Genomic DNA, 12149 nt, shown 5'->3' with positions numbered 1-12149 from the left:
TTTCCTTTGTGATTAGAAAGTTTTTGTCAGTGTCAGGCTTACAGTACGGCCGATCCGGGAAGTCTGTGACGACTGCAGATTAGAGCGGTATTGTTTATCAAACAGGTTCGAGACACCAAGACGCACACCGACACCCTCCATCAGACCCTGATCAGGCTCCCAAAGGGCATAAGCATCATGCACGCCATATCCCGGGGTGCCATCAGAGGCGCCTTTTACCAGAGCAACGCTCCAGCCAAACTCAAGGTTCTGATCCGGCAAACGTGTTCCCAAGGAAAGTTGCATTGCATCTGCAGGCAACTCATAGTCGGCATTCGTGCTGGTCAGATGAGTATAGGCCATAGATCCAAACCAGGTTCCGGTCTCATAAGACGCTTCAAGCTCAATCCCCGAAATGCGGTTGCTGCCAAGGTTGATATAGGTTGGCGTAATTGCCCCAACAGCCGTGCCTGCGTTGTTTCGTGCGATCTGATCTGACAGGTCATTGCTGAATACCACCCCTTTGAAGGACAGGCTGTCATCATCACCAAACAATTGTTCGCCGGACCATGCCGCACCAAGCTCAACGTTACGGCTGGTTTCAGAGCGCAGCGTTCCCAAGGCAGCATCCGTAGCGCCACCGCTTGTGGCACGGGTGTCATATATTTCATCCAGAACCGGAAGACGTTCGGTATAGGACGCAGACCCGAAGGCCGCCCAGCCATTATCAAACGCATAGTGAAGCGCAAGGTTCGCTGCATATGCCGTATCAGAGGTTTCGTCGATTGTCGGAACAAGCGGCCCTGGCGTCATTTTCTGATGATCCGCGCGCAGGCCGGCAATAATGGTGAACCGGTCATCGAACACCAGTTCGTTCTGCGCGTAGATGCTTGTCGTTCTTGCCGTTCCTTCAGGATGGTAAGAAAAACCAGCCCCGCCGGTAATTTGTTCCGCACGACGATCCTGTTCTGCAATCGAGAAACCCGCTGTCAGATAGTTTTCGAAGTTGGCGCCTGACCATTCTGCCTGGTTTTCAAGTTTTAGTGTAACCGTTTCATAGGCATAATCAGCCGGCGGGATAAACGTACCCTGAGCATCCTCCATATCAACTGCAGTCTCAGAATAAGAAAGCTGTGCGTCCAGGTTGATCAGACCGTTGTCTTCGGGATTAAAATTATACAGGAAGATTGCGGTGCTGTCCTGAATATCCCGATCCACAGTACCCCAGGTCGTGGTCGCATCTACCAGATTATACGGCTGATCATTGATGGATGAATCATCGCGCAGATAAGACACTTCGACAGAGTGCGCGCCACCAAAGCTGTAGGCAGCCTTTGCCAGAAGCCCACGAGAAACACCTTCTGTCCCATGTAAAGGCGTGCCATTTCCGTTTTCCGCAATGTCAGAGTCACGCCAAGTGTAACCAAAAAGCGCCTCAAACTGGTCATTCGGCGCAAAGGCCAGAAGCGAACTGGATAGGCGCCCGTTCCCATTGTCGCTGAACTGCAGGCGCTGTCGAAGTGCAAAGGTGTCACCTTCTTCTTCAATCACATCTGAGGCGTCCACAGTTTCCATCGCAATCACACCTGCAATGGCACCTGAACCATAAAGCGTAGAGGACGACGGGCCGCGCAGGACTTCTACGCGCTTCAGGAATTCCGGCTCAGAAAAGAGCGATCCCATGCGATACTGTTCATAATATTTACCAACGCCATCAATCTGCATGATGATACGTGGTTCATCTGCGGATCCACCGCCGCCAATGCCACGAATGTTAAAGCTTTCGCCCCAGCGGCTTTCAGAACCGACGGTTGTCACACCCGGGATGCGTTCCAGCACATCACCAACTGTCGTTGCCTGTTCACGATCGATATCGTCCTGATTCAGCACAGTCACAGCCTGTGGCACGTCAATTGCCACGCGTTCAGAACCTGCGCCAAATACCAAGCGCCCCAGCATTGTGAAGAAACCCTGTTCCTGTGGAACGGTTTCCTGTGCGAATGCTGGAACTGCAAGTACAGCGGTTAATACGCCTGCAAGCGTGGTGCTTGTAAGCAGTCTCATTTTATTTGAAGCATGTCGGTGCATGGTCTTCCCCTCATCCATTTTTGCGTCGGGCTGGCATGCAAAGGCAGGCTGGCGTGTGATCCCGTCGCCGGATGTTTCCCGGAGAAGTCGATGCGTTCGATAATGAACTTGACTAAAACTGTCAACTAATGAAAAACACGGCTGTGACGAAAAATACAACACGCTCCAGCAACGGGTGATTTGCCCCTTCGCCAGACAAAGCCACATCCGGGAAGCTTTGAAATGCTGGACGAAATCAAACCCACCGCCGCTGAAATACGTGCTGCGCGCAGTGAAAACCCGCAAAGCCGCGAACGTGATTTTGCAGATAATCTTGGAATCAGTGAGGCAGAGTTTGTTGCCGCATACACGGGAGAGCATGATGGGCAACGCGTGACGCGTATCTCTGCCATGCCAGATGATATTATCGGTGCCGCAAAGAAATTGGGCGAGGTTCTGGCCCTGACCCGCAATGAAAGTTGTGTAATTGAACGGGTTGGTACCTATGATGACTGGCATGATGGTGCACATGCATCGATGGTGCTGGGGCCTGATGTTGACTTGCGCATCTTCGGCAAGTTCTGGACCCATGGGTTCGCGGTGGAGAAACCCGGTGAAAATGGCCCGCGCCGTAGTCTTCAGATCTTTGGAAGCACGGGCATGGCCGTACATAAGATCCATTTGCGTGAGGACAGCAATCATGACCTATGGGGCGCAATTGTTGCAGAGCTGAAGCTTGCAGATCAGGAGAGCCCGATTGAGATCCGCAGCAAGGGTGTGCCTGAAATGCCTAAGGCGGATCCGGACAAGGCCGATAAACTGCGTGCGGAATGGGATGCGATGACGGATACGCATCAATTTGGGCGGATTGTGTCCCAACTGAAGATGAACCGTCTTGGTGCGTATCGGATCGCCGGTGCCCCCTATGTGCGTTTGGTCGAAAATGACAGTGTGTCTAAAGCACTGGAATTGGTGTCTGCGAAAGATGCCCATGTGATGATCTTTGTTGGCAACCGCGGCTGTATTCAGATCCACGGCGGAGCTGCGAAAAATCTGAAACGCATGGGGCCATGGTTCAACGTGTTGGACCCACGTTTTGACATGCATCTGCGGGAAGACCATGTGGCTGAAGTTTATGTTGTGACCAAGCCAACGAAACGTGGGCCCGCTGTTTCCTTGGAAGCTTTTGATGCCGAGGGACGGATCATTCTGCAGATCTTCCCGGATCGTCGCATCGATGAAAATATGGTGACGCTGTGGAATGACATCGTTGCAGAGCTGCAGAATGCGGAGACAGGTCAATGACGCGTCTGTATTCAGCAATTGCCGCGATCTTTATAGCTTTTCCGGCGCAGGCACAGGAAAGCTATCCTGATGCAAATCGTATTGCATCAGTCGGAGGTGCGGTGACTGAAATCATCTATGCGTTGGGCGAGGGGCATCGATTGGTTGCCCGGGATACAACGTCGGTCTATCCGCCTGCGGTGCATGATCTGCCGGATGTGGGCTATATGCGGCGGCTGTCGCCGGAAGGTGTGCTTTCTGTAAATCCCGATCTGGTACTGACGGAACCCGGATCCGGCCCGCAGGAAACGATTGAACTGTTGACCGAAGCTGGCGTGCCCTTTGTGCCCGTGCCGGGGGATTATTCGGCGCAGGGAATCCTAGACCGAATTACGGCGGTGTCTTTTGCTTTGGATGTGCCTGAGAAAGGGAACGCACTGGCGGAACGTATCGGTGGCGAGTTGGCAAAAGTGGAAGCTATGGCCGCTGCACGGGCTGGGGGCGCAAAGCCCCGCGTTCTGTTTGTGCTGTCTATGCCTGGGGGGCGTTTGAATGTTGGCGGGCTACAGACCCGCGGGGATGGCATTATCCAGATGGCAGGTGCGGAAAACGCCATTCAGGATTTCGAACAATACCGCATTCTTGCGGATGAGGCGGTGATTGACCTTGCCCCTGATGCGATCCTGATGATGGCACCACGTGGAGATCACAGTCTTGCCACTGAAGAAGTATTGGCCCATCCGGCAGTCGCTTTGACGCCCGCAGGACAAAACAAACGCATTATCCGTATTGATGGCACGCTTTTGCTGGGCTTTGGACCACGCACAAGCGAAGGCGTTCAGCTGTTGGCGGATGCGCTTTATCGCGAAGAAGAGGGCTGAAGATGTCGATGCTGACTGATGCAGCAGACGCTGTTTCCGCACCTGTCCCCCCGGTGCGGGACAGATCGCATTTTGCCCGTCAAATGGGATTTATCCTTGCTGGGGTTCTGGTGGTTACGGGTTTTTTCAGCCTGACGACGGGGGCAGCGGGCACATCTGTTTTTGAAGCGCTTTCTGCTGTGATCAATGGCGAAGATGTCAGTCTGAGAGACAAAGTCGTGCTGATGGATATTCGCTTGCCACGCATGGTGATGGGGATCTTGGTTGGCGCATCTTTGGCCGTGTCTGGCGCCCTGATGCAGGGGTTGTTTCGCAATCCCTTGGCAGATCCCGGCCTTGTCGGTGTCAGTGCGGGTGCCGCACTTGCGGCGGTCAGTATTATCGTGCTGTCTGCCTATTTGCCTGCGCTTTTGACGGATTTTCTGGGATATTACATTGTACCTGCTGGCGCGTTTCTGGGCGGCTGGGGATCAACCCTGATTTTGTACCGTGTGGCGACACGCCAGGGACAGACATCGGTTGCGACCATGCTGCTTGCCGGGATTGCGCTGGGGGCGCTTGCGGGGGCGATCGGGGGTATTTTGACCTATAAGGCAAATGATGCGCAGCTGCGGGATCTGACATTCTGGGGCATGGGATCATTGGCGGGTGCGACCTGGTCGAAGGTTTTTGCCGCTGCGCCCATCATATTGCTGGCGCTTTCTGCGGCACCGTTTCTGGGAAAGGGTCTGAATGGGCTGGCGTTGGGCGAGGCGGCTGCCAGTCATATCGGGATCAATGTGCAGAGGGTGAAAAACCTGTCGATCCTTTCGGTTGCCGCAGCGACCGGGGCGGCTGTGGCTGTGTCCGGGGGGATTGGATTTATTGGCATTGTTGTGCCGCATCTGCTGCGTCTCTCAATCGGGCCGGATCACCGTTATCTTCTGCCGAATGCGGCGCTTCTGGGCGCGATCCTTTTGTTGATTGCTGATATGATCAGCCGGATCGTGATTGCCCCTGCTGAGCTGCCCATTGGAATTGTAACTGCCGTGCTGGGTGCACCTGTTTTTCTGTGGATTTTGCTGCGCCGTCGGGGCGTATTGGATATGTGAACGATGCTAAAAGCAGACAATGTAAAGCTATCAATCGGGCGAAAACAAATCTTGAAGGGTGTTGATGTTCAGGCCCGTGCGGGGAAGTTTACGGCTATTGTCGGGCCGAATGGGTGTGGGAAAACAACCTTGTTGCGGGCAATCACTGGGGATCTTCCGTATAGTGGGCGGATTGGGCTGAATGGCCGTGATTTATCTGACGTATCCTTGGCAGATCAGGCGCTTATGCGGGGGGTTCTGGCACAATCAACCCCGCTTTCGTTTCCATTTACGGTGATTGAAGTGGTGCGCATGGGGCTTATGGCGGGAACGGCGGCGGCGGATGCGGTTTTGCGGCAAAACCTGCCCCTTCAAACCCTGAGACAGGTTGATCTGATGGGTTATGAAAATCGGTTCTACCAGGAGCTTTCAGGCGGGGAACAGCAACGTGTGCAGTTGGCACGTGTGCTGTGTCAGATGTGGGATGCCACCCGGGATGATCAGCCGTGTTGGTTGTTTCTGGATGAACCTGTTTCAAGTCTTGATATTGCCCACCAGAATGAGGTGATGCAGATCGCCCGCGATTTCGCAGCACGGGGCGGGGGGGTGATTGCGGTGATGCATGATCTGAATCTGACGGCGGCTTTTGCTGATCATGTGGTGATGATGCGTGACGGGCAGGTTGTGGCCAGCGGAGACGTACAGCAGGTTTATACAAGCGAAAACCTGTCCTCAGCATATGGCTGCCGGATTGATTTGAGCGTACCGGTTTCTGCGACCGCGCCGGTCATTCACCCTGGCGTTGTTGTAAATGCGTAAAGAAGGTTGTGTCTTATAGACGTAGCTGCAAGCCTGTGAACAGGTGAGTAAAGAGTGGAGCGCGCATGAGACGACCTCAGTTTGAAGAGCTGTCAGAGGAACAGCAGCTGAACTTTGGCAATGGTATCGGCCCCTTTTGGTTGCCAGAGAAAATTCGGGATTTTGTCACAAAATCCGCCAGCTGGTTTTTCAAAAGCGCAAGTTGGCGGCATCATGATTTTGGCTATGCCGTGGGTGGGGATCGCTGGGATCGTGCGCGCTGTGATTGGAAGTTCTATGCCGCAATGATGAAAGACGCCTTTTGTCAGAAATACGTTCTGATCACCCTCTGGCCCGCGTTATTTCTTGCGACAGCATTTTATGTTGCTGTGCGCCTTGGGGGGCAGATGGGGTCTTTCGAATATCGCAAATGTTATGCGAGCCTGCAGGAGATCATCGATACCTATACGTAAGGTGATGGGTGCGACAGAAATAACTTACTAAAATAATCAGATTGCTATTCCTGATTTTTTTAGTAAGTTATGCCAGAATCTTATCTGGCTGTGATTTTGCGGCCTATCTGAAAAACAGGGACATATGATGAAATCTCTTATTCTAGCAACTTCAGCGCTTGCACTGACGGCCGGAGCCGCATTTGCCGATGGTCATGGCGTCAGCAAAACCGACGTTCTGACAAACTATGCCAACATTGCACATGCGAAGTATGAAGACAGCCTGACAACTGCCCGTGCATTGGGTCTGGCTGTGGATGCGCTGATTGCTGATGCGTCTGCAGAAAACCTAGAAGCTGCGAAAGAAGCTTGGCTTGCTGCCCGTGTTCCATATCAGCAGACTGAAGTGTTCCGTTTCGGCAATGCTGCGGTGGATGATTGGGAAGGCAAAGTAAATGCTTGGCCACTGGACGAAGGCCTGATTGACTATGTTGGTACGTCTTACGGTGGTCCGACAGATGAGAACGAACTGGCGGCGTTGAACGTGATTGCGAACCCTGCTTTCTCACTTTCTGGTGCCGAGATTGACGCGTCTTCTATCACGCCTGCACTGCTGGAAGGCACCCTGCATGAAGCAGACGGCGTCGAAGCAAATGTTGCAACCGGTTACCACGCGATTGAATTTCTACTGTGGGGCCAAGATAACAATGGCACCGATCACGGCGCTGGCGATCGGTCTTGGACTGACTATGCCGCGGGCGAAGATTGCACCAACGGCAATTGTGACCGTCGCGGTGAATATCTGAAAGCGGCGACCGACCTGCTGATCTCTGATCTTGAATTCATGACTGCGGAATGGGCTGATGGCGGCGAAGCACGTGGCACGGTTCTGGGGAATGAAGATGCGGGCATCGTTGCGATGCTGACCGGCATGGGTTCCTTGTCTTACGGCGAACAAGCGGGCGAGCGCATGAAGCTTGGCGTTCTGCTGAACGACCCTGAGGAAGAGCATGACTGTTTCTCTGACAACACCCACAACAGCCATTATTACGATGGTCTGGGTGTGCAGAACGTATATCTGGGTGAATATATCCGTGTGAACGGCGAACTGGTGTCCGGTGCGTCCCTGGCGGATCTTGTGTCCCACGAAGATGCAGCTCTGGATGCTGAGATGCAGTCCAAACTGTCCACCACGATGCTGGCTTTGGGTCGCATCAAGACCGCTGCAGAGGCCGGTTTCTCTTATGACCAAATGCTGGCACAGGGCAATGAAGCCGGTGAAGCGCTGATCATGGGCGGTGTGAATGGCCTGGTGGATCAGACCAAATCGATTGAACGCGTTGTTGCGGCCCTGGGGCTGGACGGGATTGAATTCGAAGGTTCTGACTCCCTCGACAACCCAGGTGCGGTTTTCGAATAAAACAAACGGGCAGGGGGTGTTTTGCCCCTTGCCCACCCTTGGCCGTCTGTCCATATCAGGCACAAACGCTGTGGCTTGCGCGAGGTTACAGCCAGACAGAAAAGCGATACCAATGCCCCGATACAGGATGCCAGTGCCCGTGCGAAACATGCCGGTTACAGCCCTGAGCGTTGCAACAACAGCCATGCTCATCAGCGCAGTTTCATCCGCCTTTGCAGGCGTTACAGATGAACCTCATCTCAAAATCATTCCTCGGACAGAAGCCGAAGCTGCGCGTATCAGCCGTGTAACCCGGCCCACCACAGATTTCAGTGCGGTCGGGCCGTTTGAGGTCAATTCTGCCGGGGCTGCCACGGTGCGTGCGCGCCGCGATGCGCATGCATTTTCGCAATCCTCTGCCAATATGCCGTTTGAGGATGAACTGACCTTTAAGATTGGCAATGGTTTTTTCCGTAAGATTTGGGTGTCGTCGCCCGCGTCGACCCTAGCGTCAGATGGGCTTGGACCGCTTTACAATGCGCGATCCTGCCAGCGTTGCCATCTGAAAGATGGACGTGGGCACCCCCCGGAAGCAGGCGAAGACAACAATGTTTCAATCTTTCTGCGCACGTCCATTCCTGCGCCAGAGGGATATGAGTTGCCCGAAGGGATGGCGGAAATTGAAGGCTATCTTGCGACCTTGCCTGAGCCGACCTATGGCAGTCAGTTGCAGGATCTGGCCTTGCCGGGGCATGACCCGGAAATCCGGCTTGAGATTGCCTATGAGGAACGCGAGGTTCAGCTGAAGGGCGAGACCGTCAGCCTACGCGTGCCGACCTATACCCCCGCTGACCCAGCCTATGGGGCTTTCCATCCGGACGCCATGTTCAGCCCGCGCATCGCCCCGCAGATGATCGGACTAGGCCTGCTGGAAGCGATCCCGGCGACGGATATTCTGGCCAATGCTGATCCGGATGATCTGGACGGGGACGGTGTCTCTGGCCGTCCCAATATTGTCTGGTCCCGCGAATTTGACATGCCCATGCTGGGGCGTTTTGGCCTGAAGGCGGGCACGGCGACGGTGAACGAACAATCCGCCGGGGCCTTTGCCGGTGACATCGGCATTTCCAACCCTCTGTTTCCGGGGGGCTGGGGGGAATGCACCGAAGCACAGCAACACTGCCGCGACGCCGTGCATGGCGAGGAACCTGACAATCGCGAGAATCTTGAGGTTGATACAGAAGGTCTGGAACTGGTCACCTTCTACAGTCGCAACCTAGGTGTGCCTGCCCGGCGTAATGTCGATGCGCCAGAGGTTCTGCGCGGCAAGCAAGTGTTTTACGAAACTGGATGCATCGCCTGTCATACACCTGCTTTTGTGACCCACCGTCTGGAAAATTCGGTCGAACAAAGCTTTCAGCTGATCTGGCCGTATTCTGATATGCTGCTGCACGACATGGGGGACGGATTGGCGGACAATCGCCCCGAAGCCCGCGCGAATGGACAGGAATGGCGCACGCCTCCATTGTGGGGGATTGGCTTGACGCGCCAAGTTTCTGGGCACACATACTTTCTGCATGATGGTCGGGCGCGGTCCCTGCTGGAAGCGATTCTTTGGCATGGGGGCGAAGCGCAGAACATGCGGGATGCTGTGGTTGCCATGGAACCAGCTATGCGTGCGGATCTGATCGCATTTTTAGAAAGCCTGTGAGCCCCGGGGATCGCGGTGGGCAGCGGGTAGATATGAAGGATTGGCCATGCGCCGTATTTTAAAACCTGCTTTGTTTGGCATTCTGATGCTGCTGCCTTTGGGCGCGCAGGCGGATATGAGATCTGTTATTGAACATACAGTGCAGGACCAGATCCTGCCTGGTTATCAGGCACTACACAATCATGCGCAGTCGCTGCAGCTTGCGACCGAAAGCCATTGTGCGGCGGCGGATCCGGATTTGCGGACTGCCTGGGGTGGGATGATGGATGCCTGGACCCGTGTCAGTCACCTGCGTTTTGGCCCTTCTGAAGTGGATGGGCGGGCTTTTGCGATTGCATTCTGGCCAGATCCCCGTAGCAAAACTGCAAAGGCTTTGAACCAGCTTATGGCTGATCTTGACCCGGCTGTGGCTAATCCAGAAACCTTTGAAGAGGTGTCGGTTGCCGCACGCGGTCTATATGCACTTGAATTCATGCTTTATGATCCTGCTTTTACGGAACAGGCCACACCGGAATATCGCTGTGCATTGATCCGGGCCATTGCAACCGGTTTGGTGGACAGCAGTGCCGTGATCCTAAGCGAATGGGGGGATGGGTATGCAGACATTCTGCTGAACCCGGCAGAAGATGGGGCCTATCGCAGCGAAGAAGAAGTATTCCAAGAGCTGTTCAAAGCCTTGTCGACAGGGCTGCAATTTACGGCTGAAACCCGGGTCGGTCGCCCGCTTGGCACATTTGATCGACCACGTCCGCGCCGGGCCGAGCTGCGACGTTCGGAACGATCCCGGCATCAGGTGATTGTAGCGCTGGAAGAACTGTCTGAATTGGCTGCGGGCTTGTCAGCAGACCACCCGGAAATTGCGAAACGGTTTGCGGCTGGTTTTGAGGAGGCGATTTTACTGGCCGCGGATCCGGATGATCCCGTGTTTGCATCCGTGTCTGATATTTCGGGCCGCCTAAAGGTGGAAATCCTGCAGCAATCGATTGAGCGTCTGCGTGAAATTTTGGTCATGGAGTTGGGGCCAGCCATAGGGGTTGGCGTGGGCTTTAATGCGCTTGACGGGGACTGACCCAATGAAGTCAACACGGCGTGGATTTCTGACCGGGCTTTTGGCGGCCGGAGCTGTTCCATCTGCAACCTGGGCCGACGCCGGGAACCCAACCTGGCTTTCTGCTGCGCGGAATAGAGACGGAAACTATGTGTTGGCAGGGCTTGCTTCTGATGACTCGCAGCGTTTCAGTATTGCGCTGCCTGGTCGGGGCCACGCAGCGACGGCCCATCCCACACGACCCGAGGCTATCGCATTTGCGCGTCGTCCGGGGACGTTCGCGCTTGTTATTGATTGTGCCGCCGGAAGGGAAATTGCACGTCTTGAAGCGCCAGATGGGCGACATTTTTACGGGCATGGGGTGTTTTCCAAAGATGGCAATCTGCTGTTCACGCCGGAAAATGATTATGACAACGGGGTCGGGATAATTGGTGTTTGGGACCGTGCCGCACATTGGGCACGTGTGGGTGAATTTTCGTCTGGCGGCACTGGCCCGCATGAGATTATCCGTCTGCCAGATCAGGATATCCTTGTGGTCGCCAATGGTGGGATCGAAACCCACCCAGATACGGGCCGTGCAAAGTTGAACATCCCCGATATGCGCCCCAATCTTAGTTATCTTTCAACCACGGGCCAGATACTTGATCAGGTGGAACCTGAGGAAACAGAATATATGAATTCGTTGCGCCACTTGGCGGTGCGTGCGGATGGGTTGGTGGCCTGTGCTTTGCAGTGGCAGGGCGAACGTTTTGCCGCGCCGCCATTACTTGCGTTGCACAGGCAGGGGGAGGCGTTGAATTTTGCGCAGGCAACTGAGGCGCAGCATCAGCAGATGCATGGGTATGGGGGATCGGTCAGTTTTTCCGGTGATGGTTCCCAAATTGCAGTGACGTCTCCCCGCGGTGGTGTTCTTCAGGTTTTTGATGCGGATGGTGCTTTTTACCACCAACACCACTTGCCAGATGTCTGCGGCGTTGCGCCGGATAGGCAGGGAGGTTTTCTTGTGACGGCTGGAACTGGTGATATTGCCCGGGTTCAGGGTACTGATTTGCAAATAGTTTCCCGACATGGCGTGCAGTGGGATAATCATTTGGTACCTGTGTGACAGTTTGCGGTAGCATGAGGGTGTTGTTTGTATTTTATTTACATTTATCTTCCAGAAATCAAAAAAACCGCTTGTGGCCGTCGGAAAGCTAGACTAAATCAAACTCAATTGACGCGGGATGGAGCAGCCCGGTAGCTCGTCAGGCTCATAACCTGAAGGTCGTAGGTTCAAATCCTACTCCCGCAACCATCGAAGACGAAGCCCCGTAGCACATGCTGCGGGGCTTCGTTCTTTCTGGCTTACCATTTCCATAATCGCACCCAGTTGACCGTGTAGTTCAACGTCAAAGTCAAGATTTGTTGGTATGAATAGCCCCTAGTTTCCTAGACACCTTCTTGTTTCATATTTCGTTGTC

General features: G+C 54.4%; 10 protein-coding genes and 1 tRNA gene. 10 read left to right on the top strand and 1 reads right to left on the bottom strand.

The window, feature by feature from the left end; all coding sequences use genetic code 11:
- Positions 1-12 precede the first annotated feature (12 nt).
- Positions 13-2043, bottom strand: coding sequence for a TonB-dependent receptor domain-containing protein (locus ACPGUT_RS08085; RefSeq protein ID WP_423990182.1), 2031 nt, complete (start codon positions 2041-2043; stop codon positions 13-15).
- A gap of 246 nt (positions 2044-2289) precedes the next feature.
- On the opposite strand from ACPGUT_RS08085, the gene ACPGUT_RS08080 reads away from it, so the two are divergent.
- The 10 genes from ACPGUT_RS08080 to ACPGUT_RS08035 all read left to right on the top strand — a co-directional run bounded on the left by ACPGUT_RS08080 (position 2290) and on the right by ACPGUT_RS08035 (position 11983).
- Positions 2290-3351: a hemin-degrading factor gene (locus tag ACPGUT_RS08080; RefSeq protein ID WP_423990181.1), complete on the top strand. Its 1062-nt coding sequence runs from the start codon at positions 2290-2292 to the stop codon at positions 3349-3351.
- The gene (locus tag ACPGUT_RS08075; protein WP_423990179.1) at positions 3348-4211 is read left to right on the top strand and encodes a heme/hemin ABC transporter substrate-binding protein; all 864 of its coding nucleotides are present in this window, start codon (positions 3348-3350) and stop codon (positions 4209-4211) included. Before ACPGUT_RS08080 ends, ACPGUT_RS08075 begins: the two co-directional genes overlap by 4 nt.
- A 2-nt stretch (positions 4212-4213) precedes the next feature.
- Positions 4214-5302 carry a FecCD family ABC transporter permease gene (locus ACPGUT_RS08070; protein WP_423990177.1) on the top strand — a complete coding sequence of 363 codons (1089 nt, stop codon included), beginning with the start codon at positions 4214-4216 and terminating at the stop codon, positions 5300-5302.
- A 3-nt stretch (positions 5303-5305) separates the two neighbouring features.
- A complete protein-coding gene (locus tag ACPGUT_RS08065) occupies positions 5306-6100 on the top strand; it encodes a heme ABC transporter ATP-binding protein (RefSeq protein WP_423990175.1) in 795 nt (264 codons plus the stop codon).
- A 65-nt stretch (positions 6101-6165) separates the two neighbouring features.
- The gene (locus ACPGUT_RS08060; RefSeq protein ID WP_423990173.1) at positions 6166-6552 is read left to right on the top strand and encodes a hypothetical protein; all 387 of its coding nucleotides are present in this window, start codon (positions 6166-6168) and stop codon (positions 6550-6552) included.
- A gap of 127 nt (positions 6553-6679) precedes the next feature.
- Entirely contained in the window at positions 6680-7951 is a 1272-nt protein-coding gene (locus tag ACPGUT_RS08055) for an imelysin family protein (RefSeq protein WP_423990171.1), read from the top strand.
- A 184-nt stretch (positions 7952-8135) separates the two neighbouring features.
- Positions 8136-9641 carry a di-heme oxidoredictase family protein gene (locus ACPGUT_RS08050; protein ID WP_423990263.1) on the top strand — a complete coding sequence of 502 codons (1506 nt, stop codon included), beginning with the start codon at positions 8136-8138 and terminating at the stop codon, positions 9639-9641.
- 46 nt (positions 9642-9687) lie between these two features.
- Complete coding sequence (locus ACPGUT_RS08045) at positions 9688-10710, top strand: imelysin family protein (RefSeq protein ID WP_423990169.1); 1023 nt, start codon at positions 9688-9690, stop codon at positions 10708-10710.
- A 4-nt stretch (positions 10711-10714) separates the two neighbouring features.
- Positions 10715-11794: a DUF1513 domain-containing protein gene (locus ACPGUT_RS08040; RefSeq protein ID WP_423990167.1), complete on the top strand. Its 1080-nt coding sequence runs from the start codon at positions 10715-10717 to the stop codon at positions 11792-11794.
- 112 nt (positions 11795-11906) lie between these two features.
- Positions 11907-11983 (top strand) — tRNA-Met (locus tag ACPGUT_RS08035).
- Positions 11984-12149 lie beyond the last annotated feature (166 nt).

Source organism: Halocynthiibacter sp. (genome assembly GCF_049608145.1).
Taxonomy (GTDB): Bacteria; Pseudomonadota; Alphaproteobacteria; order Rhodobacterales; family Rhodobacteraceae; genus Halocynthiibacter.
The sequence above is the reverse complement of the archived record's forward strand: the minus strand, read 5'-3'. Positions and strand labels throughout refer to the sequence as shown.